This is a genomic window from Streptomyces sp. NPDC056738 (genome assembly GCF_042790435.1).
Taxonomy (GTDB): domain Bacteria; phylum Actinomycetota; class Actinomycetes; order Streptomycetales; family Streptomycetaceae; genus Streptomyces.
The window spans coordinates 14,832-36,673 of sequence record NZ_JBHTZF010000006.1 but is presented as its reverse complement, the minus strand read 5'-3'; the positions used below and the strand labels follow the sequence as shown (position 1 = coordinate 36,673).

At 70.0% G+C, this 21,842-nt stretch carries 23 protein-coding genes and 1 riboswitch; of the genes, 11 read left to right on the top strand and 12 right to left on the bottom strand.

Going from position 1 to position 21,842, the window contains the following annotated elements; genetic code table 11:
- Positions 1-85: 85 nt before the first annotated feature.
- From ACFRIC_RS17235 to ACFRIC_RS17215, 5 genes are read right to left on the bottom strand one after another with little or no spacing between them, the layout of a single operon-like run.
- Positions 86-1,558 carry a glycoside hydrolase family 43 protein gene (locus tag ACFRIC_RS17235; protein ID WP_382786072.1) on the bottom strand — a complete coding sequence of 491 codons (1,473 nt, stop codon included), beginning with the start codon at positions 1,556-1,558 and terminating at the stop codon, positions 86-88.
- On the bottom strand, positions 1,555-2,331 hold the full coding sequence (locus tag ACFRIC_RS17230; RefSeq protein ID WP_382786070.1) for an alpha/beta hydrolase fold domain-containing protein: 777 nt from the start codon (positions 2,329-2,331) through the stop codon (positions 1,555-1,557). Before ACFRIC_RS17230 ends, ACFRIC_RS17235 begins: the two co-directional genes overlap by 4 nt.
- A gap of 14 nt (positions 2,332-2,345) precedes the next feature.
- The gene (locus ACFRIC_RS17225; RefSeq protein WP_382786067.1) at positions 2,346-3,629 is read right to left on the bottom strand and encodes an amidohydrolase family protein; all 1,284 of its coding nucleotides are present in this window, start codon (positions 3,627-3,629) and stop codon (positions 2,346-2,348) included.
- Between the two features lies 1 nt (position 3,630).
- Positions 3,631-4,410, bottom strand: a complete 780-nt coding sequence (locus tag ACFRIC_RS17220; protein ID WP_382786064.1) for an SDR family NAD(P)-dependent oxidoreductase — start codon at positions 4,408-4,410, stop codon at positions 3,631-3,633.
- Positions 4,411-4,420: 10 nt separating this feature from the next.
- Complete coding sequence (locus tag ACFRIC_RS17215; RefSeq protein WP_382786061.1) at positions 4,421-5,179, bottom strand: SDR family NAD(P)-dependent oxidoreductase; 759 nt, start codon at positions 5,177-5,179, stop codon at positions 4,421-4,423.
- Positions 5,180-5,317: 138 nt separating this feature from the next.
- Here ACFRIC_RS17215 and ACFRIC_RS17210 point away from each other — a divergent pair, with 138 nt between their 5' ends.
- From ACFRIC_RS17210 to ACFRIC_RS17190, 5 genes are all read left to right on the top strand, one after another.
- Complete coding sequence (locus ACFRIC_RS17210) at positions 5,318-5,893, top strand: carboxymuconolactone decarboxylase family protein (RefSeq protein WP_382786059.1); 576 nt, start codon at positions 5,318-5,320, stop codon at positions 5,891-5,893.
- Entirely contained in the window at positions 5,890-6,771 is an 882-nt protein-coding gene (locus tag ACFRIC_RS17205) for a fumarylacetoacetate hydrolase family protein (RefSeq protein ID WP_382786056.1), read from the top strand. The genes ACFRIC_RS17210 and ACFRIC_RS17205 overlap by 4 nt, the downstream gene beginning before the upstream one ends.
- A gap of 10 nt (positions 6,772-6,781) precedes the next feature.
- Complete coding sequence (locus ACFRIC_RS17200; protein ID WP_382786052.1) at positions 6,782-7,615, top strand: fumarylacetoacetate hydrolase family protein; 834 nt, start codon at positions 6,782-6,784, stop codon at positions 7,613-7,615.
- A gap of 837 nt (positions 7,616-8,452) precedes the next feature.
- On the top strand, positions 8,453-9,076 hold the full coding sequence (locus ACFRIC_RS17195; protein ID WP_382786049.1) for a TetR/AcrR family transcriptional regulator: 624 nt from the start codon (positions 8,453-8,455) through the stop codon (positions 9,074-9,076).
- Between the two features lie 67 nt (positions 9,077-9,143).
- The gene (locus ACFRIC_RS17190; RefSeq protein WP_382786046.1) at positions 9,144-9,803 is read left to right on the top strand and encodes a TetR/AcrR family transcriptional regulator C-terminal domain-containing protein; all 660 of its coding nucleotides are present in this window, start codon (positions 9,144-9,146) and stop codon (positions 9,801-9,803) included.
- A 467-nt stretch (positions 9,804-10,270) separates the two neighbouring features.
- Here ACFRIC_RS17190 and ACFRIC_RS17185 read toward each other — a convergent pair whose 3' ends face one another.
- From ACFRIC_RS17185 to ACFRIC_RS17170, 4 genes are all read right to left on the bottom strand, one after another.
- On the bottom strand, positions 10,271-11,056 hold the full coding sequence (locus ACFRIC_RS17185; RefSeq protein WP_382786043.1) for an MBL fold metallo-hydrolase: 786 nt from the start codon (positions 11,054-11,056) through the stop codon (positions 10,271-10,273).
- 135 nt (positions 11,057-11,191) lie between these two features.
- Positions 11,192-12,151 carry an MBL fold metallo-hydrolase gene (locus tag ACFRIC_RS17180; RefSeq protein WP_382786040.1) on the bottom strand — a complete coding sequence of 320 codons (960 nt, stop codon included), beginning with the start codon at positions 12,149-12,151 and terminating at the stop codon, positions 11,192-11,194.
- Positions 12,152-12,201: 50 nt separating this feature from the next.
- Positions 12,202-13,863 (bottom strand): FAD-dependent monooxygenase, encoded by a 1,662-nt coding sequence (locus tag ACFRIC_RS17175; RefSeq protein ID WP_382786037.1) that lies wholly within the window; start codon positions 13,861-13,863, stop codon positions 12,202-12,204.
- A 114-nt stretch (positions 13,864-13,977) separates the two neighbouring features.
- The gene (locus ACFRIC_RS17170) at positions 13,978-14,463 is read right to left on the bottom strand and encodes a MarR family winged helix-turn-helix transcriptional regulator (protein WP_382786033.1); all 486 of its coding nucleotides are present in this window, start codon (positions 14,461-14,463) and stop codon (positions 13,978-13,980) included.
- Between the two features lie 137 nt (positions 14,464-14,600).
- Here ACFRIC_RS17170 and ACFRIC_RS17165 point away from each other — a divergent pair, with 137 nt between their 5' ends.
- Positions 14,601-15,272 (top strand): NAD(P)-dependent oxidoreductase, encoded by a 672-nt coding sequence (locus ACFRIC_RS17165; RefSeq protein WP_382786030.1) that lies wholly within the window; start codon positions 14,601-14,603, stop codon positions 15,270-15,272.
- 197 nt (positions 15,273-15,469) lie between these two features.
- A complete protein-coding gene (locus tag ACFRIC_RS17160) occupies positions 15,470-15,868 on the top strand; it encodes a hypothetical protein (RefSeq protein ID WP_382786027.1) in 399 nt (132 codons plus the stop codon).
- A 164-nt stretch (positions 15,869-16,032) separates the two neighbouring features.
- On the opposite strand, the gene ACFRIC_RS17155 is transcribed toward ACFRIC_RS17160, so the two are convergent.
- Positions 16,033-17,190, bottom strand: coding sequence for a Gfo/Idh/MocA family protein (locus ACFRIC_RS17155; protein WP_382786024.1), 1,158 nt, complete (start codon positions 17,188-17,190; stop codon positions 16,033-16,035).
- 145 nt (positions 17,191-17,335) lie between these two features.
- The gene (locus ACFRIC_RS17150; RefSeq protein WP_382786021.1) at positions 17,336-17,899 is read right to left on the bottom strand and encodes a PadR family transcriptional regulator; all 564 of its coding nucleotides are present in this window, start codon (positions 17,897-17,899) and stop codon (positions 17,336-17,338) included.
- A gap of 82 nt (positions 17,900-17,981) precedes the next feature.
- On the opposite strand from ACFRIC_RS17150, the gene ACFRIC_RS17145 reads away from it, so the two are divergent.
- Both ACFRIC_RS17145 and ACFRIC_RS17140 read left to right on the top strand, forming a co-directional pair.
- Positions 17,982-18,374 (top strand): nuclear transport factor 2 family protein, encoded by a 393-nt coding sequence (locus tag ACFRIC_RS17145; RefSeq protein ID WP_382786018.1) that lies wholly within the window; start codon positions 17,982-17,984, stop codon positions 18,372-18,374.
- Positions 18,375-18,425: 51 nt separating this feature from the next.
- Positions 18,426-18,800 (top strand): ferredoxin, encoded by a 375-nt coding sequence (locus ACFRIC_RS17140; RefSeq protein ID WP_382786015.1) that lies wholly within the window; start codon positions 18,426-18,428, stop codon positions 18,798-18,800.
- A 69-nt stretch (positions 18,801-18,869) separates the two neighbouring features.
- Here ACFRIC_RS17140 and ACFRIC_RS17135 read toward each other — a convergent pair whose 3' ends face one another.
- Entirely contained in the window at positions 18,870-19,454 is a 585-nt protein-coding gene (locus tag ACFRIC_RS17135; RefSeq protein WP_382786012.1) for a histidine phosphatase family protein, read from the bottom strand.
- Positions 19,455-19,699: 245 nt separating this feature from the next.
- Positions 19,700-19,790, top strand: a riboswitch (cobalamin riboswitch).
- A 61-nt stretch (positions 19,791-19,851) separates the two neighbouring features.
- Here ACFRIC_RS17135 and ACFRIC_RS17130 point away from each other — a divergent pair.
- Complete coding sequence (locus ACFRIC_RS17130; RefSeq protein ID WP_382786009.1) at positions 19,852-20,073, top strand: CbtB-domain containing protein; 222 nt, start codon at positions 19,852-19,854, stop codon at positions 20,071-20,073.
- 257 nt (positions 20,074-20,330) lie between these two features.
- The gene (locus tag ACFRIC_RS17125; protein ID WP_382786007.1) at positions 20,331-21,521 is read left to right on the top strand and encodes an acyl-CoA dehydrogenase family protein; all 1,191 of its coding nucleotides are present in this window, start codon (positions 20,331-20,333) and stop codon (positions 21,519-21,521) included.
- Positions 21,522-21,842 lie beyond the last annotated feature (321 nt).

Sequence of the window (21,842 nt, the reverse complement as noted above, 5' to 3'; positions counted from 1 at the left end):
ACTGTGAACCGAACCTCAGGACGGACCGTGAACGGAACCTCAGGACCGACTGCGACCGGAACCTGAGGACCGACTGATGTGATCGTCAGGACCGGCCCGAGTACCGGAGCCGGCGGACCCGGACCGCGCCCTCGGTCGCGAACGGCCCGACGACCCGGCCCGTGAACGCCTTGGCGGTCTCGAAGCACCAGTGCCGGCCGTCCAGTTCGACGAGTGTCACGTCGTCGTCGCCCACCCGGGCCGTCAGCCGGATCCGGTCGCCCCCGACCGCACCGGCGGCGAAGTCGGCCGGAGGTGGCTCTGTCGCGATGGTCAGCTCGACGTCTCCGCACGGCAGGGTGGCGTGCCAGGTCCGGTCGAATCCCGCCACCACGACCCGCGCCTCGACCTCGACCCCGGTTCCGGCGGCTCGGGCCTCGAGCGCGACCAGGTTGTCCTCCGCGTTGCGGAACGCGAGGCCCCCGCGCCCTTCCCGGACGTCGAACACCGCGCTCACCACGGCGCCCAGATGCCGCTGCCGACGCCCGACGAAGGCCGGTCGTGGGCCGTCCAGCCCGGTCTGGCCGGAGGTGCGACGGATGAGGAGGCCGTCCGGTGTGGGAGCGGCGACCGCTGTCGGCAACTGGCGTACGGCGATCCAGACCGGGTCGCTCAGCGCGTCCGGCGCGCCGAGGTCGTACGTCACGTCCTCGTCCGGTGCCGGAGGCAGCTCGGTCAGCCGCGCGCTCGGCCAGTCGTCGGCCCAGTCGACGTCGGCCAGGAAGGTCTCGCGGCCGAGGGGCGAGAACGACTGCGCCAGCCCGACCGGCCGGACCCCGAGGCAGACGAGCGCCGTCCCCGAGTCGGTCTCGACCAGGTCGGCGTGGCCGAGGTTCTGCTCCGGCCGGCCGGTCCCGGCGGCGGAGAGGACCGGGTTCCCCGGGCAGCTCTCGAACGGTCCGTCCGGTCTTCGGGCCCGGGCCACCGTGACGGCGTGGCCTCGGTCCGTGCCGCCTTCGGCCACCACCAGGTACCACCACGCGCCACGGCGGTAGAGGTGCGGGCCCTCGGGGGAGTAGCCGCCGCTGCCGGCCCAGACCGCACGGGGCGTGTCGATGGCCCGGCCGGTCGTCAGGTCGACGCGGACCTGCTGAATCGGGTCGGGATGGCGGGCGAACGTCACGATCGCGGTGCCGTCGTCGTCCCAGGCGAGGTCGGGGTCGATCCCGTCGACGGCGGGGATGCTCACACCGTCGCTCCACGGGCCGGCCGGGTCGGTCGCCGTGAAGACGACGCAGCCCCGGCCGCCGAGGAAGACGGTGACGATGAGGTGGAAGAGGCCGTCGCGGTGGCGCAGCGTCGGGGCCCAGACTCCGCCGGGCGTCGGAATCCGTTCGAGCTCGACCTGCTCCGGCCGGGTCGCCACGTGGCCTATCTGACGCCAGTGCCGCAGATCGGTGCTGTGGTGGACGGGCAGTCCCGGCAGGTATTCGAACGACGACGTGACGAGGTAGTAGTCGTCACCGACCCGCACCACGCTGGGGTCCGGGTTGAATCCCGGGATCACCGGACGGGTCATGGCGTGACGAGCGTCCGCAGGAAGGCGAGCGACCGCTGGTGCAGGGCGGTCACGTCGTCGGCGCCCTCCCAGAAGTGACTCGCGCCGGGCACGAGCACCAACTGCGCGGACCCTCCCACCGCGGTCAGGGCCGCGGCGAAGTCGACGCTCTGCGCGGTCGGCACCATCGTGTCGCTGTCGCCGTGCATGACGAGGACGGGCGGCGCGTCGGCGCGCACGTGGCTGATCGGACTGGCCTCGCAGGCGAGGTCCGGGACCTTCGCGGCGGGTGCCCCCAGGAAGAGCGCCTCCCGCGTCTGTGGATCGGTGGGGTCGGGCATGGCGGTCAGGTCGGTGACCGGGAACCACGCGACCACTCCGGCCACGGCGGAGCCGGTCAGCGCGGCCAGCAGGGCGAGGTGCGCGCCGGCGGAGTCGCCCCAGAGGAACACCGGCCCCGCGTCGACCCCGTGGGGCGCCATGACCTCGGCGACGGCCGCGGCCGCGGCGCGCACGTCGTCGGCCGCGGCCGGGTAGGCCGCCTCGCCACTGAGGCGGTAGTCGATCGCCGCCACGGCGAAGCCCGCGCGCACCATCGCGGGGTAGAAGTCCTCACCCAGGCGCGGCAGCGGATGGCGACGGGAACCGCGTCGCCATCCACCGCCGTGCACGTGGACGATGACCGGCACCTCGACAGTGCCCGGCGCGGATACCGCGTCGGGCAGGTACAGGTCGAGTTCGAGCGGGCGGAAGCCCGGGATCACGGCGTACTCGACGCCGTCGACCCGTCTCACGCCGTCGACCCGCCTCACGCCGTACCGCGCGTGAGCTGCTCGGCGCCCTTGTGGAACCGGCCGCCCTGCACGATGGCGACGAGGTTCCCGGCGTCCTGCAACACGGTCACGTCCTGCGTCGGGTCCCCGTCCACCACGAGGATGTCGGCCAGGTATTCCGGCGCCAGCAGGCCGACCGGGAACTCCAGGACCTGACCTCCGTGGAAGGTGGCCGCCTCGAGTGCCTCGAGCGGGCTGTAACCGAAGAGGTCGACGAAGAGTTCGAGGTCGCGGGCGTTGCGGCCGATCGGGTTGTTGGGGAAGCCGTAGTCGCCGCCCGGCAGCACGCGCAGGCCGCGCCTGCGGAGCTCGGGGTAGAGCTTCGTCATCGCCTCGAGCGACTTCACCGAGCCCATCGTCCGGGCCATCGCGGTGTCGATGCCGAACTCCTCGCCCTCGTGGACGTTGGCCCACATGATGCCGACAGCAGGCGAGAGGAAGATCGAGTCCTTCGCCTCGTCGAGGAGGTCGATCGCCTCCTCGTCGGCGTAGGAGCAGTGATAGATCGAGCGGAAGCCGCTGGTGACCGCCAGTTTGATCGACTCGGGATTCTGGGCATGGCAGTTGAGCCAGACACCGGACTCGCGCGCCTGCTCGCCGGCGGCCCGTGCCTCTTCGGCGCTGTACTGCGTCACCATCGACCCGCCCTCGAAGAAGACGTCGTCGTTGCTCATCAGCAGCTTGACGCTGTCGAAGCCGATCGCGGCCTGCTCGCGGATGAACGCGCGCACCGCGTCCGGCCCCGTCTTCTGCTCGCGCGGGCCGTCGGGGCCCATCTGCACCGGGTTGTTGTCGCGCTCGAACGACGCGGCACGCATCCGCGGTCCCACCGCGGCACCGGCCTCGATCTGATCGCGGAGGATCACCTCGGTCGGTACGGGGGTCAGCGAGCCGGCCGAGTAGGCGCTGGTGAAGCCCTGGTCGAGCAGGATGCGCGCGTTGCGCTTCGCGATCTCCAGGTGCTCGTCCGGCGTCGGCATGTGGTGGAAGAAGCTGACGTCCAGCGGCGGGTTGAAGGAGGTGTCGATGTGACCGACGGCCGAGGGGAAGGTCAGGTGACAGTGCGACTCGACCATGCCCGGCATGACCGTCCTGCCGGTGCAGTCGACGACCTGGTCGCCCGGCCGCGCCTGTACGCCACCGCCGACGACGACCGCCTCGATCGTCTCGCCGCGGACGACCACATCGGCGCGGACGGCCGGGGTGCCCGAGCCGTCGAAGACGTCGCCGCCGACGAAGAGGATGCGCTGATCGGACATGTCAGGCTCCGATCATGTTGTAGCCACCGTCAGCGACGAAGTAGCTGCCGGTGATGTGCTGGGCGTCCGCGGTCGCGAGGAGGAGCGCCGTGCCGGCGATCTCCTCGGGCTTCGGGATGTGGTGCATCGGTGTCATCTCCCGCAGCTTCTCACCGCGTCCGTTCTTGTAGTCCTCACGGTTGAGCATGCGCTCGGTCTCCATGAAACCGGGTGCGAACGTGTTCACCCGCACCTTGGGCGCGAACGCCTGGGCGTAGGACTTGGTGATGCCGAGAATGCCGTACTTCGCGGCCGCGTACTGCGGAGCCCGTGCGCTGCCGCGGACCACGACCGTGGAACCCACGTTGACGATCGAGCCGCCGCCGGGCTGCTCGAGCATCCGGGAGCCGAACTCGTGGGTGCACACCAACGTGCCCTTGATGTCGACGGCGAGCGTGTGGTCGATCGACTCCTCGGTGATCTCCCGCCACGACATCTGGTCGTCGGCCATGTCGCCCACGTTGTTGATCGCCACGTCGACCCGGCCGAAGCGGCCCCACACCTCGTCCGCCATGCGCGTGATCTGCGCCCATTCGACGATGTCGGCCTGGACGAGGAAGGCCTTGCGCCCCTCGGCCTCGACCCGGTCGGCCGTACGGCGTGCGCCCGCCTGCGAGCTGCGGTAGTGGATCGCCACGTCGGCACCCTCCTGTGCCGCCCGTACGGCGATCTCGGCGCCGAGGCCGGTGCCGGCACCGGTGACCAGGACGACCTTGTCGGTGAAGCGCTGCGGAAGATTCATGGTCTGCCTTTCAGACGAGGGTGCGACCGCCGTCGACGTACATGACGTGGCCCGTCACGAACGCGGACTGCGTGGAGCAGAGGAAGAGCAGGGGGGCGACGACGTCGTCGGCTGTGCCGAGCCGGCCGGCCGGAACGAGGCCGACCATGTCCTCGCGCACGCCGGGCTTGTCGAGGTGGGCGCGTGTCAGGTCGGTCTCGGTGTAACCGGGCGCGACGGCGTTGACCGTGACGCCGTGCGGCGCCCATTCGCGAGCCATGACGCGGCAGAGCTGGTTGACCCCGCCCTTCGTGGCGGCGTACGGAGCGTGGTCGGCGTGCGCCAGGAGTCCGGAGACCGAGGACAGCAGGACGATCCGGCCGTAGCCGCCCGACACCATCAGGGCGCCGGCCGCCTGAGCGCTCCACACGGCGCTCTTGAGGTTGACGTCGATGATCCGCTCCCAGACGTCGTCGGGAGTCTCGAGCACCGGGCGCCGGTCGTTGATACCGACCGCGTGCACGAAGACGTCGAGGCCGCCCATCGCCCCGGCGCTCTCGGCGACCGCGGAACGAGCGCTCAGCGGGTCGGTGAGGTCGGCCGCGCGGGTCGCGATCGAGAATCCTGCCGCCGACGCCTGCTCGGCGAGCGCGGCAAGCCGCTCCTCGTCGACGTCCGTGACGGTCACGCGGGCGCCGTGTCGGGCAAGGCCGAGGGCCGCGGCCGCACCGATGCCGCCGGCACCGGCCACCAGGGCCGCGCGCTGTTCGAGTCCGAGCCAGTCATCCATGCGAGGGATGAAAGGCGATGGCGTGTGATCCGTACTACGTTCGTTTCAATCATTGGCACGTGCGGATGTACGGAAGTGCCATGCCATTGCTCGGCACGGCACTGCGTGTACTCCGGCGCGCGCACGACACTCGACACCATGACTCGGTTGCCCCGCCTCACCCCAGGTGAACTCGACCTCGACCAACGCCCCCTCTACGACGCGATCACCGGAGGGCCACGCGCCGGCGGTCCCCAGCTCTTCGCCCTCACCGACGCACAGGGAAGACTCAACGGCCCCTTCAACGCGATGCTGTTCGCACCAAGGGTCGGGGCGGCTCTCCAGGAACTGGGCTCGGCGATCCGCTACCGGACCTCGCTCAGTGATCGAATCCGCGAACTCGCCGTCCTGACGGTCGCGGCCCGGTGGGACTCGGCCTTCGAGCGCTACGCCCACGAGCCGATCGGCCGGGCAGCGGGCCTGACCGACGCGGAGATCGCCGCGGCGAACGCCGGCGCGGCCCCTGAGCTCTCGGACCCGGCCGAAGCCGCCGCCCTCGAACTGGTGCGGGTCCTGGTCGCGAGGGGCGACGCCGACGACGCCGTCTTCGACCGGGCCGTTTCATTGAACGGCATCGAGGCGGTGGTGGAGCTCACCACCCTGGTGGGCTACTACGCGACGCTCGCGCTGCAGTTGCGCGTCTTCCGCGTCGGACCGCCAGGAGACTCCGCATGAAACTCGTGACCTTCGACGACGGCCGGGTCGGCCACACCGACGGCGAGACCGTCATCGAGCTCGACGTCCCGTCGATGCGCGCCTACTTCGAACAGGAAGGGAAGGTCGGGGAGACCGGGCGGCGATTCCCCCTCGGAGAGGTCACCCTGCAGGCGCCGATCGTGCCCAAGAAGTTCTTCCACACCGCCGGAAACTTCACCGACCACCACGACGAGCTGACCGCCGTCGACTGGTCGCACCCGGTGCACAAGGGGATCGTCTTCTTCCAGAACGTCGACGCGATCATCGGTCCCGACCAGCCGATCGTGTATCCCGAGGGGCTCACCAAGGAGCTCGACTACGAACTCGAGCTGGCCGTCGTGATCGGCAAGAGCGGCAAGTTCTTCGGCCCGGAGGAGGCCGAGGACTACATCGCCGGGTACACCGTCTTCAACGACATCACCGCGCGGGACATCCAGCGCCGCGAGATGCAGTCGGGCGTCTTCTCCTTCTCGAAGGGGATCGACACCTTCTGCCCCATCGGCCCCTGGATCGTCACGAAGGACGAGGTTCCCCAGCCGCACGCGCTCGCAATGGAGCTCCGGGTCAACGGCGAGCGACGGCAGACGGGCAACACCGAGAAGATGATCATCTCGATCCCGCACCTGGTCGCCTACCACTCGGCCCAGGGCTACACGGCCGGCGACATCATCACGACCGGCACCATCTCGGGCGTCGCCGCCGTGCAGCCGAATCCGTTCGACTTCTACCTTCGGCCGGGCGACCGCATCGAGGCGGAGATCGAGGGCATCGGCACGCTGCGGAACCACGTGGTCGGCTGGAAGGACGCGCACGACACCGAGCCGTTCTCCAGCGATCTCTACGGCCCGGCGAACTGAGGCGGAGCAGATGCGACTGGCCACGCTCTCCGACCGCGCCGTCCTGCTCACCGACGACGGCGCGGTCGACATCGCCGACGCCTCGTCGGGCCGCTTCGGCCCGGACCCCATGGATGTTCTGAACGAGTGGACCGCGTTCCGGACCTGGGCCGCCGGCGCCGAACTGCCCGCGGCGAGCCCGTACCGGACCGCCGATCTGGACGCACCGGTCCCGCGGCCGCGCCAGGTCTTCGCGGTGGCGCTGAACTACCGTCCGCACGCCACCGAAGCCGGCTACGTCCCGCCCGAGGTCCCGTTGCTCTTCACCAAGTTCCCGAGCTGCATCACCGGCCCGACCGCGCAGGTCGAACTGCCCAAGGGCAATGTCGACTGGGAGCTCGAGATGGTCGCCGTCATCGGCGCGCCCTGCCATCGGGTGCCCGCGAGCGAGGGCTGGGAGGTCGTGGCCGGGCTCACCGTGGGGCAGGACCTCTCCGAGCGCGTCCTCCAACTCACGGGCAAACCACCGCAGTTCTCGCTGGGCAAGTCGTACCCGGGCTTCGGGCCGACCGGTCCGGCGCTGGTGACCCCCGACGAGCTGCCGGACCGGGACGACATCGCGATCGAGTGCCTCCTGAACGGCGAGAGCGTCCAGGCGGCACGCACCAGCGAGATGATCTTCTCCGTGCCTCGGTTGGTGGAGTTCATCAGCGCGGTGTGCCCGCTCCACCCCGGCGACCTGATCTTCACCGGGACCCCGGCCGGGGTGGGCAACCGTCGCGTTCCGCAGCGGTTCCTCGGCCCCGACGACGTCCTGGTCAGCCGGATCGAGGGCCTCGGCGAGATGCGCCAGACCTTCCACTGAACGCGGCCCGCGCCGGCCGCCACCCGGGAGGTCGGCGCAGGTTCTGTGGGCGGATGCCGCCGGGTGTGGCCCGGGCCGGCCGGCCGAACGACTCGCACTGATCGAAGGCGATCGTGACCGCGCCGGCGCAAACAGCTGTACCGACCGTCCCGAGCTCGTTTACGACACGGAAAGGATTCCATAAAACTTACGGCGTATGTACACTGTTTCCTCAAGTCAGGATTACGGAATAAGTCGTGTCAGGGTGGGAGGTCGTCGATGAAAGCCCGGCACGGGCGGCTCGGCCCGACGCAGGACAGGTCAACGAGGCCGCGGCGGCCGTCGACCGGGACGGTCCGGACTTCTTCTCTGTGCGGAAACTCGTGGTGACTGGGCGTCGAGGGGACCTGGCAGGAGCGTGTGAGGGCGCAGGCCGTGGCTTTCGGGGTCACGGTCGTGCGGTATCCCAAGGCCTCCGCCCTGGTTCGTCCCGCCCGGCCCGCACAGTCGCCGGTGGCCATGGAGAACGCCCGTTGCGCCTTGGCCGACTTCCCCGAACCCGGGCTCCCGCCCCAGGAACCCGTCCCAGCGTTGCGGAGCTTCGCCGGTTCACAGTCGGCGTGATCATGTGGGAACTGGGCTAGGCCATCACCGTGGGCACGGTCGAACCGGACCAGGTCGGGCGCAGGGTCGACGAGATGGTCGCCCTGGGTGTTCCGCGCCCGTCCGCCGCCGCGACCTGTCTCGCGGTGAGCGACCATCAGGCCGGGTTTCAGCACGGTATCGAAACTGCTGATCTTCGGCCCGGCGGGGCGCGGGTGGGGGTGGCGTACGACGGGGCCGGCAAGGGGAGTGCGCATGAATCCGCAGGCAGAGGCCAGGAGGCGACAGTGGCGCGGTCTGCGCCGTGCCGAGCAGATCCTGGACGCGGCGGAGGAACTCGTCGCGGCGGTCGGTGTCGAAACCGTCGGCATGAACGCCGTCGCCCGGCACGCAGGTGTATCCCCCGGCACCCTCTACCAGTATTTTCCGCACAAGCAGGCCGTCGTGGAGGGGCTGTTGCAGCGGTTCGCGGAACACCTCCGCGCGGAGACCGCGGTCGCGCCCCGAATCCTGGACGAGAGGACCGGCCCGGCGAACGCATTCGCCGTCTCGGCCATGGACGAAGTGCTTCGTGCGGTCCTGGTTCTGGCGGAGGGGCGTCCAGCCCTGCTGCCTCTGCTGTGCGATCCGGGCCCGGTCGGCGAACCCAACGCACTCTTCGGGGCGCTCGCGGCTCGTCTGACCCTCGTCCTGGTTCCCGAGTCGGCGCTACGTCCTGTCGACTGCGCCATCGGTGAGCTTGCGACCCGTTTCCTGGTCCAAGGCGTCGCGGTCGCCCTCCGGTGCGAGGCCCCCGAGGCTCGGAACGCCGTACTCGCGCAGACACGGGCGGCGACCCTCGGTGCCTTGCGGGGCTCTTCGTACGGGGACTCCTCGTAACGCTTGAAACTTATGAGATAAGTTGATACAAGGCGCAGGGGCGCGCCGCTGATCGGAGGGATGGGCGATGGCGCAGAGGATGACTCGCCGGGGGCCGCTGACCAGGCAGGAAATCGTGCGTCAGGCGCTGGTGTTGGCCGAGACGGAGGGCATGGAGAAGCTGTCGCTGCACAAGATTGCCGCGGCGGTGGGAGTACGGACCATGTCGCTGTACAACCACGTCGACGACAAGGCCGACGTGCTCGACGCCATGGCGGACGTGATCCTCCAGGGCATCGCCGTTCCCGACGCCGAAGAGTTGCCGTGGGAGGACGGACTGCGCGCCATCGCCCGTTCCTTCCGGGCCGCAGCCCTGGAACACCCCCGTTCCGCGTCCCTGGTGCTGACCCGGCGGCTGAACGCGCCCGCCGTCATGCCCGTCGTCGAGGCCGCGCTGCGTTTCCTGAACCGTGCCGGCTTGGAAGGCGCTGAAGCCGTACACGTTCTGCGGGCGTTCATCGCATTCCTGGTCGGGACGCTCTCGCGTGAGGTGGGGATGGCGCCGACGTATGCCGGCGCCATCCCGGGGGTGACCGCAACGAGCGAGCAGGAACTCGTCGACAGCGGGCTGCCGGCGGTGGCCGCCGCGGCGGGCGAACTGGCCGTGATCGACCACGAGGCGGAGATGGAGTTCGGCCTGGAGCTCCTCCTCGACACCGTCCGCCGCCGGGCAGTGGTTGCTTCCTGACACCGGCGTGCTCGGGAGGCATGTCACCCGACCCGACTCGTCCCTCTCCGCGAGCCGCACCGTACGGCGAGGGCGTCGATCAGGACGCCCACGGCGAGCGCGAAGCCGATGGACTTGAGCGCGTGCGCGGGCGGTGAGAGAAGGGCCGCGTCAAAACCCTGCCGCCGGGCTGTTCGCCCGCCTGGAGTGCGACCCGGTCGCCACACTCCCAGCCGTCCACGTCGGGGCCGAACGCCGCAATGGTGCCGGCCACCTTCGTTGCTCAGGACCGACGACTCGGTGCGCGCCTACCAAGCATCCCGCCGAGCTCGCCCGAGAATCAGTGCCCGTCGGGCAGGGAGGCGCCGGCCGCCTCGACCTCGACCAGGACTCCAGCCCTGCCCGGGGCGGGCTGGAGAACCTTCTCCACCCTCAACTCACGCTCGGGAAATGCACACACGCACGGTCGTCTTTCCTTTACTCCTCGGCTACGCACTCGCCCGTGCCTTCTCGTACAGCACGGGATCGTGGGCGTTGACGATCATGAGGCCCGGGTCGGCCTGCCGGTGCAGGTCGGCGAGGCGGGCGTGGTTGTCGCGGACCTTCCTCCCGTCGTACGCGACGACGGCCTCCATGCCGCGCAGCGAAGGCGGGACGGGGGAATGACCGTCCAGGGTGCCGTAGTGGTAGAAGGCGTCACCGGCATGCAGGATCCAGCGCGCACCGGCGTCGACCGCCACGGCGGCGTGCCCGCGGGTGTGGCCTGGCAGGGCGATCAGGACGATGCCGGGAGCGATCACATCGAGCTCCCTCGCCGCCGCGAATCCGCGCCACTTCTCGCCGTCGGGACGGTGTTCGACGAGCTTCGGGCCATGCTCCCATTGGGGTTTCTGGTAGCGGATCCGCTCGCGCCACGAGGGCGAGTGGACGGCCCCGCGGGCCTCGTCCGCCGTCAGGTGGACTTGGGCGTCGGGGAAGTCGGAGAGGCCACCGATGTGGTCGGCGTCGAAGTGGGTCAACACGATGTGGCGGACGTCGTCCGGGCGGAACCCCAGCCTCTCGACCTGCCGGACCGCCGTCTCGTCCGGGTCGAACGCCGGCCGCACGAAACGGCGCGCCGGTCCGACACGCCGCTTGGGGGCGGCGATGTCACCGAGACCGTAGCCGGAGTCGACGAGGGCCAGGCCGTTCGCGGTCTCGACCAGCAGGACGTGGCAGACGAGAGGGGCCCCCGGCGGACGCATGGTGCCGCAGTTCAGGTGGTGGACTTTCATGGCGGATGTCCTTGGAGAAAGTAAGGGTGGGTGGACGCTGACGCACGTACGGCGTACATCCATCCCGTTTCCCTGTGAACTTACAGCATAAGTTTCTTCGAACGTGCGCCACCTTGCCCGGCGGCGAATCACCGGTCAGGACGGCCACGGGTCGGCCCGCCGGCCCACCACGGGCAGCGTCAGTGCGACTCCCGTGCGTTCGGCCTTGCGGGTCAGGAAGCTCATGGTGGCCGTGAAGTCGTCGAAGAAGGCGGGGAAGGGCCGCAGTGGCCGATCGAGCGGGCGAGTGAAGTCGTCCCAGTGAATGGGTACGACACGTCGGGCACCCGTACCCGTGACCAGCAGGTCCCAGTACTCCTCCCGGAACGCCTCGTCCTGCTTGCCGAGCGCGCCGATCCCCAGGTACACGGTGTCGGCACGGTGACCGTCGAGAGCGCCGGGCAGGCTGTGGGCGCTGGCGTGGACGAGGAGTTGGCGTTCGCCGTGGCGGACGTGGAGGGTGTAGCAGTCGCCGGTCCGGTAGTCCGTCGCGCGGGCCGGCGGACTCAGAGGGCGATCGATCCGGCCGGGAGCCAGGTCGCCCGGGCTGTGCCGGGCGGGCAGGGCGGTGAGGGTGAAGCGCCCGATCATGAACGGCTCGCCGGTGACGGCCGGTTGGAAGCGGTCGACGGGGAAGCCGTGCCCGGCGGCGATGTTGCGGGTGGAGGCGGAGCCGATGAGACGGGCGCCGGTGGCCGCGGCCACCTCGGGAGCGTCCAGGGCGTGGTCGTAGTGCGAATGGACGACGAACACGGCGTCGAGTCGATCGATACCGGCCCGGCGCAGGGCTGCGGTGATGCGTGTGCGGTCCGGTCGAACCCGGCCGAACCGCACACGCAACAGGCCGGGACGGCTGAAGAACCCGTCGGTGAGGATCGCCGTGTCACCGTCGTCCAGCAGAATCGTGGACACGCCGAGGAACAGGGTGCGCGGCGCCCCCGGCCGAAGCGGTGCCGGCGGCTCGTACAGATGCGTCCAGGGGGCGAGGCTGGGCGCCCGGAGACCCCGCAGTATGGCTGCCACACCCGGGCCACGGCGTTCGACGCCGACATCCATGCCTCACTCCTCGCTCAAGTGGAGAACTGAACCAAACACATGACGAACCGTCAGTAATCATCACGACCGATGATCTGCTCGATCGCCTCCGTGAGCTGCTTCCCGGCGGCCGTCGCCGCATCGGCCGACCGCCAGCCGACGTATCCGTCCGGCCGGATGACGACGGCCCCGTTGGAACCGATTCCGTAGCGGCGCAGGAACAGGCCGCCGAGGTCGGTCAGTCCGGGAGAGCCGACGGTGTAGCCCGCCACCGGGAGCCGCAGCCGGTGTGCGGCGACCGCGGCCGCCTCCCGCCAGGCGGTGCCGTCCGGGCCGGTGAGCACGGTGAAGCCGGGGCCGAACAGGTCGAGGGTGGACAGCGTGTCGTCGGAGCCGAGGCGGACGTGTGGTGCCCGGCAGCCCGGCGTGGCGCTGGGCGCGTAGTCGGAGTAGTCGTCCTCGACGGGCGGCGGGCGGGTGCCGTCCGGGACGATTGCGGCGGAGTCGTAGACGGTGCCGAACTCGACGCCGAGATGGTTGCCGTAACGGCGGGTCTCCCGAAGGATCGTGTCCGGATCCAGATCGTCGCCCAGACCGTAGGCCGCGGCGCCCATGCGGGAGACGTTGCGGTAGTTCTCGTACGACTGGTCGGCCGTCCGGCGGGCCGGAGGCCGGCGCTCGGTGTCGTACGTGTCGAGCAGCGACCAGTCGGCGAGGCCCTGCACGCACAGGGCGAGCTTCCACATGGCGTTGTGCATGCCCTGCAGACCGGTGTTGACGCCGAGTCCGCCGGTGGGCGGGAACTGGTGGGCCGCGTCCCCGCACAGCACGACCCGTCCGAGCACGAGCCGTTCGGCCACGGTCACGTTCATCCGCCACACGCCCACACTCCGGACGTCCACCTCCAGTCCGGGCACGCCGACAGCGGCGCGGACCCAGTGGCGCACCCTGTCGTCCGTCCACGTCTCGCTGTTCCACTGCTCCGGCGGGACGGAGATCTGGCACAGCCAGCGGCCGTTCGCGTCCAGGGGCTGGAGCACGCCGAGCGCATCGGAGCCGGCGACGTACAGGAGCACTCCGGTCCGCTCGCCGACGTACTGCTCCACGGGCGAGTGGAAGTAGCAGTTGACGAAGTGATGAATGCCCTGTTCGCCTTCGAGCCGCACGCCGAGCGTCTGCCGTACGAAGCTGTCGACGCCGTCGGCCGCCACCAGGGCGGCGCCGGACAGCGCGTACGACTCACCGGTGCTCTCGTCCAGGACCCGGACTACCGCCTCGGCATCCAAGTCGCCGGCGCCGGAGGTGACTTCGGTGACCCGGTGGCCGAACCGGAACTCCACCAGGCCGGTCGCTGCAGCCGCGTCCCGCAGGATCTCTGTGAGCAGGTCCTGCGACGACATCACCGGGAGTGCCGGGCTGACCTCGGGGCCCGGCCCCTCGAAGCCCTTGGAGTCGATGTGGCCGAACTCCTTGCCGACGACGGTGTCGAAGAAGCGGATGGGACTCTTCCAGCCCTCCGGGGTGTCGATGCCGCGAAGCCGCCCGTAGACCGCCGGGCCCCAGCCCCTGGCGATCTCCATCGTGCGGGTGTTGAAGTTGCGGGTCTTCGGGTGCCGTGACGGCGCCATCCGCCTCTCCAGTACCACGCTCGGAACGCCGAAGCGCGCGAGTTCCAGCGCGGCTCCGAGTCCGACGGGGCCGCAGCCCACGATGATCACAGTCCCAGAGGTCATGACAGGGGCTCCGTCCCAAAGCCGATGACTTATGCCGTAAGGCTGACTGCAGTAGAATGCTTATGCTGTAAGTCTGTCAAGGGATGCGAGGTCGGAGCGATGTCCTCGAAAGGGTCAACTCGCGGAGGGTCGTCGGCGGGACGTCCCGCGGCGTGGGGCGTTGCGCAGGTTGTCGCGGACTCGGGTGAGGATGTCCGCCATCGCCGTGACGTCCTGCTCGCTCAAGGGGCCGAAGAGTTCTCGCGCGACGAGGTCGATATGCCCAGGGAGTACGCGCGTCAGGACCTCCCGGCCGGCCTCGGTGATCGCCACGGTCACCGAGCGTTCGTCGTCGGGTGACGGGGTGCGGACGATCAGGCCGTTCTGTTCCAGGCGGTCGGCCTGGTAGGTGAGTCCGCTGCGGCTGTAGACGACGCCGTCGGCGAGATCGGTCATGCGCACGCTCCGGTCGGGAGCCTCCTCGAGCTGCGCCAGCACGCGGAACTGGATGTAGCTGAGGTCGCCCTCGTCGCGCAGCTGCTTCTCGACCAGTTGTTGCAGTAGGGCTCCGGCCTCCATGAGGGCGAAGTAGGCCGCGACGTGTCGGGGGGTCGGCTCCATGGTCCACCGTCCTTGCTTCGAGTTCGAAGTATGCTACCGTTTTCAAGTGCTTCGAATTCGAAGCACTTCGCCCCTTTGCTTCGAATTCGAAGTAAATGGTCCAAGAGGGTCCGAGTGGACCCTGGAGGAGGAGAATCATGAAGATCGTCGTACTGGGTGCCACCGGCAACATCGGTTCACACGTCGTGAAGGAGGCGTTGTCCCAGGGGCACGAGGTCGTCGCGTATGTCCGGAACCCCGACGCGGTACAGCGGCAGACAGGGCTGACCGTCGTGCGGGGCCCCCTCGATGACCGTGCCGCAATGGCCAAGGCCTTCGCCGGCGGCGACGCCGTGATCTCCGCCATCGGCGTGGCCCTGCGCGCGAAGAAGCCCATCGACCTGATGCAGCGCACCCTGCCGGTCATCACCGCCGCCGTGCAGGATGCCGGTGTCGAGCGGTTCGTGCTCGTCTCCGCTTTCGGTGTCGGGGACACGGCCGCGAAGGCATCGTTCCTCGGGCGGCTGGTCTACAAGACGGTCGTCGCCGCGATCTTCAAGGACAAGGCGCTCTCGGAGCAGAACCTGCCGGTAACTGGTCTGAACTGGACGATCGTCAACCCGGTCAACCTCAAGGAGGCCCCTGCCGTCCCCGCAGCCACGGTCAAGCCTCTCGACCAGGTCGGCAGGGTCCCCGGCCTGCCCACCCTCCCCTTCGCGAACGTCGCCCGCGCCCTGGTCGAGATCGCAGCCGACCGGGGCCTCGCCGGGCAGCGCGTGCTGGTCACGACCGAGAAGGGATGGAAGCCTCAGAAGCACGCGGCGGCTTGAGATCGGGCCGCGGCAGGGGCGGGCGGTGGTCGGCCCGTCGTCGGGGGCGGTTTCGTCGGTGGGCGTGGCGGCGGTTTCGCGGCGACGGCTCACGGCCCGTAGGGCCGCATCGATCGCGCGTTGCGGCGCCGCAGGCGCTCTGTCGGCGTGCCGGGCGGTGGGTGTGTACTGGGTGCTTGCCGCATCGAGGGGGACGTATGCCGCGAACGCCGGATTCGGGAGGGCCCGAGTCGGAGCAGGAGGAGGAGCCCTGGCTGGACAGTCGCGAGGTCGCCGCGCTGTGGCCGGTGCGTGACGAGTGGCTGCCGGGTGCGGCTGGGCGTATGGATGTCCGCGTCCGCCGGTACGGCGGGGAGAGCCGGGGCACGTACGGGGCGGCGCCGACCTTCTACTCGTACCACCCCCGGGATGTACGACGGGCCGCGACGGCAATCGCCGAAGGGCGCGTCGACATCCCCTCGGTCTGGCGCACCGACACGCCCGACGGTCGGCGGGCGGAGTACTGGAGCAGGTTCCGGTTCCGTCTCACCTGCGCCGTCGTCCTGGCCTTCGCCCTCTGCATCCTGGGGTTGGCGGTCTACGCCCTGGTGACCTGAACCTTGAGCCGACGGGCAGCGGGTCTCTACGGGGCTCACGCCTGACGCGACAGCGCCAGGTGGCGGGTCTCTACGGGACTCACGCCTGGCCCGACCGGCCCAGGTGGCGGGTCTCTACGGGACTCACGCCTGACCCGACAGCGCCAGGTGGCGGGTCCAGAGGGCTATACCTCCAGCGTCACCCACGCCCCCGACCCCGCCGAGCGGGCCATCGCGTCCAGCGCCGTCGCGCTGCTGACCGCGTCGGCCGGCGTGGCCCCGTACGGCTTGTCGTCGGCGATGGAGCGCAGGAACGTGTGCGCCTCGATGACCTTGAGGTCGTCGTAGCCCATGCTGTTCGCCGCGCCCGGTTGGAAGGATGCGTAGTCCCCGGCGCCCGGACCGACGTACACGGTGCTGACCGGCTGGTCCTGGTACGTCGTGCCCCGGCTGACACCGAGTTCGCCCATCCGGCGGAAGTCCCAGAAGACCGCGCCCTTGGTGCCGTGGATCTCGAACCCGTAGGCGTTCTGTTCGCCCACCGACACACGGCACGCCTCCAGGACGCCGCGCGCGCCGCAGGCGAAGCGCAGCAGGCAGTTGACGTAGTCCTCGTTCTCCACGGGGGCCGGCTCGCCGCCCGCCGCGCGCGTGTGGCCCGCGGTCGCGCCGGCCGGCCGAGGCCGCAGCGGTACGAACACGGCGGTGTCCGCCGCCAGCGCCTCGATCTCGCCCACCAGGAAACGCGCCAGGTCCACGCCGTGCGAGGCCAGGTCGCCGAGGACTCCGCTGCCGCCCCGCTCCCGCTCGTAGCGCCATGTCAGCGCACCCTCGGGATGGGCCGCGTAGTCGCTGAAGAGGCGGACGCGTACGTGCGTCACCTCGCCGATGTCCCCGGAGGCGATCAGCTCGCGCGCCGCCACGACTGCCGGTGCGCCCCGGTAGTTGAAACCGACGGTGCCCCGCACCCCGGCCTCGGTCACCGCGTCCGAGACCGCCCGGGCGTCGTCGGCGGTCAGTCCCACCGGCTTCTCGATCCAGATGTGCTTGCCGGCCGCGGCCATGGCCACACCGATGTCACGGTGCAGGAAGTTCGGCGCGGTGATGCTCACGGCCTCGACGCGCGGATCGGTGGCGATCTCCCGCCAGTCCCGGACAGCGCTCGCGAAGCCGTACCGTGCGGCGGCCTCCTCGGCGCGGCCGGGCGCCTCGTCGGCGACGACGATCGGTTCGGGGCGCAGGGCGAGTTCGGGGAAGTGGTGGAGGACGCGCGCGTACGCCTGTGTGTGCACCCGTCCCATCCAGCCGAACCCCACGACAGCGACACCGAGCGCACGCACCACGATCGCCCTCCTCAGCACCGGACCGAACGCGAACGGACCAGACCAGGCTCACATGAAACCGGCTCGAAGTGATGTGAAGGGACAGGAACCGCTACGAACCGTGATCGACTTGGGCCAAGACCAGGTTGGTGCGAACAGGGCGCCTTCAGCGGGCCCGCGTCGCCCGCTGTTCCAGGATCCTCAGCGCCCGCTCCGCCCAGTCGATGATCGCCTGCTCGAAGGCGCGCCCTCCCAGGAGCGTGAGATACGGGCCCACGCGCTCCGCCTCGGCCAGGTACGCGTCCTCGGTGCGCCCGTCGAGCAGGCGGGCGCCGATCCGTTCGTAATGCGCCAGTTTGGCGCGTGACCACTCCAGCCGTTCGGCGATCGCCGCGCGGACGGCGTCGGCGTCCCCCATGTCGAGGGCGTACACCTTGACCATCAGCTCGTCGCGGATCGCGGTGGGCTTCGCGGGTGCCGAGGTGAAGGAAGCGAGCGCTTCGAGGCCGGTCGTGGTCAGTGAGAAGAGCCGCTTGTTGGGCCGGCGCTCCTGCTGGACGACCCGGGCCTCGATCAGCCCCTCGGACTCCATCCGGTCGAGTTCCCGGTAGAGCTGCTGCGGGGTCGCCATCCAGAAGTTGGCCACCGAGGCGTCGAACCCCTTGGCCAGGTCGTACCCCGACGCCTCACCCTCCAGGAGCGAGGCCAGTACCGCGTTGCGCAATGCCATCCGGCAAGGCTAGACGCCCCGCACTCACAGGACTAATCTTATCCACACCTAATCAACTAATTGAGTATGAGAGGCGGGCGCAATGAACTCCTTCCGCAAGGCCGTGGAGGCCGGAGACCTCGACGCGGTCGAGGAGCTGCTGGCCGACGACGTCGTGTTCACCAGCCCCGTCGCCTTCAAGCCGTACCCGGGCAAGCCGATCACCGCCGCCATCCTGCGGGGCGTCTGGCGTGTCTTCAGCGATTTCCGCTACGTCCGTGAGATCGCCGGTGCCGACGGCCGCGACCACGCGCTCGTCTTCACGGCCAAGGTGGGCGACAAGGAGATCAACGGCTGCGACTTCCTGCACTTCGACGAGGAGGGCCGCATCGACGAATTCACCGTGATGGTCCGCCCGTTGTCAGCGGCGCAGGCTCTCTCCGAGGCCATGGGGGCTCAGTTCGAGCAGATCTCCCGGGAGGCGGCCGGCGCCTGAGCGCGTGGCCTCGCGCTGTTTGAACCGACTTCCTCCGGCTACCCGCCTGTTGTGACGACGACGCCATCACAGCAGGAGCTCTTCCGGTACCTGGAGGACCGCTTCGAGTGCGCCCGGGCCTGCGCCGAATGCGCCAGGACCTCCACGCTGCGCGCGAGCCTCATGGATCCCGACGGGCCCAAGCAGCAGGAGGCCGCGCGGCGTTCGGGCATCCTGTGCGCGGAGGTCTGCGAGGCGACCTGCCATGTGCTGTCCCGTCATCCGGGGCTCAGCGACCGGGAGCTCCGCGCCCGGCTGGAGTGGTGCCGGGACGTCTGCCTGGAGTGCGCCGAGGCCTTCGACGCGTGTCCGGGGTCGGAGGCCGCCGCGCGGAAATGCCGCGAATGCGCGCGCTCCTGCACGGACTTCATCGCCACGTTGCGGTGAGGCCTCGCGGGCCCATGTCGGGCGGCCCCGGATCGTCGCCCGGAGCAGCGCAGACCCGGCCCACCCGGATCAGGCAGGCCCGACGAGCGGGCGTCCGGCGCGGAGGTTCCAGCGTCCGGCGCGCCCGCTCAACTCCGTCACGGTGAGCGGCGGCACGTCCACGCGCCAGAACGCCTGCTCCGGCGCCCCCAATACCCGTACCACCAGCGCCCGTACGACGTCTGGCTCCACCACGGCGACGGTCCGGCCGTCGAAACCGGCCGCCGTATCCAGGTGTTCCGCCACCCGGTCGCAGAACGCCACCACCGACTCGCCGTCGTGCGGCGCCGCCGTCGGATCGGCGAGCCAGCGTGCCACCGCCTCCGGCTCCTTCGCGCTCACCTCGGTCAGCGTCGCCCCGCGCCAGCGGCCCACGTCGAGCGGGGCCAACTCCGGTGTCTCGGCGGCGCCTTCGAGTCCGAGTGCCTCGGCGGTCTGCCGGCATCGCGCGGTGGGGGAGACCCACAGGCGTCCGCCCGCCGGGACGGCGCCCGCGTCGGCGGCCGAGCGCGCTGCCCGCAGGCCCGAGGCGTCCACCGGACTCCCGTCGTCGAAGCGGGCCTCGCGCAGCGCCTCGCTGATCGCCGCGGAGATCAAGATCACTCGGCTGGTCATGTCGTCACTCTCATGTGTCGCGGGCTCGGACCGTGTGCCATGGTCCAGCCCGCTCCGTCCGTCGTGTGGTGCGGATCGTGCGGTGTACCCGGGGGCAGAGGCGGAATCCCCGGGCCCATCAGGCACGTTACTGTCCCACCGTCATGCTCCACGAACCGCAGGGCGCACGGAGCGCCGGGGTGTGCGCCCTTGGCCGGGCCGACGGCTTCGCGGTACGGTCACATGGATATTGACGACGGTTCGACGGAAGCCCGGTGGAAATCCGGCACGGTCGCGCCACTGTAAGCCCGGCACATGTCACTCCGGCCAGGGGTGACGGACGCGGGCAAGTCAGACCCGTGGCTGTCGTCCTGTGCACCACCGAGACGGGACGCGAGTTCCCCAGGAGGTTCTGCCCATGGCGCAGTCCGTCGTCCAGCCGACCGCCACGCCCACCGCCGTTCCCGCCAAGCTGCCGATCGGCGCGATCGTCCCCTGGGCGGCGTTCTTCGGCATCCTCATGCTGGTCCTGCTCTACTTCGTCGGTGCCGAACAGGGCGCCACCTCCCTCGTCTCCGGCGAGAACGTCCACGAGTGGGTCCACGACGCCCGGCACCTGCTCGGGTTCCCCTGCCACTGACGGCGACAGGGAACGTACGAGCCACGCTGTTGCGCGAGGGCCGGGAAACCGGCCCGCACGAGGGGGCGGCGCCCGGGAGACCGGACACCGCCCCCTCGCGTGCACCCCGCACCCCACGCCTCGCTCCCGACGCCTGCCCCCCCCACACCCTCGGCAGGTCATCTCCCCGTAGCCGTCCGCGTCATCGGCATTCCCAATTTCTGGAACACGTTCTACGGTGTGCGCCGTCAGGTCGGGCTCGGGGAGCAGGAGGCGCCGTGCATCTCGAATACACGCCGGAGCAGCAGCGGTTGCGGACCGAACTTCGTCTCTACTTCGCCGAGTTGGTGCCGGACAACGCCTACGCCCGCTACGGCGATCCCGCGGCGCAGAAGCGCTTCTACCGCGAGACGATCCGACGCCTCGGCACCGACGGCTGGCTCGGGGTCGGCTGGCCCAAGGAGTACGGCGGGCGGGGCCTGAGCCCGATGGAGCAGTTCATCTTCTTCGACGAGGCCGCCCAGGCCGGGGTGCCGTTGCCACTGATGGCGCTCAACACGGTGGGGCCGACGATCATGCGGTTCGGTACGGAGGAGCAGAAGTCGTACTTCCTGCCGAAGATCCTGGCCGGTGAGATCGACTTCGCGATCGGCTACAGCGAGCCCGGTGCCGGGACCGACCTGGCCGCGCTCCGGACCCGGGCCGTGCGGGAGGGCGACGAGGAGAGCGGCCACTACACGGTCGACGGCCAGAAGATCTGGACGACCAACGGCGACACGGCCGACTGGGTGTGGCTCGCGGTCCGCACCGACCCGGACGCCCCGCCGCACAAGGGCATCACCATGCTCCTCGTCCCGACCTCCGACCCCGGCTACTCCTGCACCCTGATCAACACGCTCGCCTCGCACGACACCACGGCCAGCTACTACGAGAACATCCGCGTCCCCGCCACGCGCCGGGTCGGCGAGGAGAACAAGGGCTGGCGGCTGATCACCAACCAGCTCAACCACGAGCGCGTCACCCTCGCGGCACACGGCACCATGGCCATCCGCGCCCTGCACGACGTCCAGCGCTGGGCGATGGAGACCAAGCTCGCCGACGGCCGCCGCGTCGTCGACCTCCCGTGGGTGCGCCGCCTCCTCGCGCGCACGCACACCCGGCTGGACGCCATGAAACTCCTCAACTGGCGCATGGTGAACGCCGTCCAGGAGGGCACGCTCACCCCGCAGGACGCGTCCGCAGTCAAGGTGTACGGCTCCGAGGCGCGCCGGGACGCGTACGCCTGGCTGATGGAGATCGTCGCCGCTCCCGGTGTCCTCAAGGAGGGCTCGACCGGCGCCGTCCTGCACGGCGAACTCGAACGCGGCTACCGCTCGGCCGTGATCTTCACCTTCGGCGGCGGCAACAACGAGATCCAACGGGAGATCATCTCGTGGATCGGGCTGGGGATGCCCCGCGTGCGGCGTTGACGCGATGTGACGAAGCTTTTTAGTTGGCACAAAAGCGGGATAGTTGGCACCGTACACAGGGCGCGGACCTGAGGGTAGCGGGCCCGGCTTGCAGCCTGTCCGAGGCGGCTGACCTGTTGCTTCCTCAGGGCTGTTGAGGTTCCGGCGTGCTGCGCGTTCGTGTCAACTACTCAATGACTGTGCGTACGGAGACGCGGAGGTGCAGATTCTGGTCGCAGGGAGTCCCGAACCGTGTCGAGCCTCAGGTGTCCCTCGCCGTTCGCCCCGGGGCGTCGGCGGATGACCTGCCACCGAACCCTGGTGTGCCCCGTTTCTATGGAG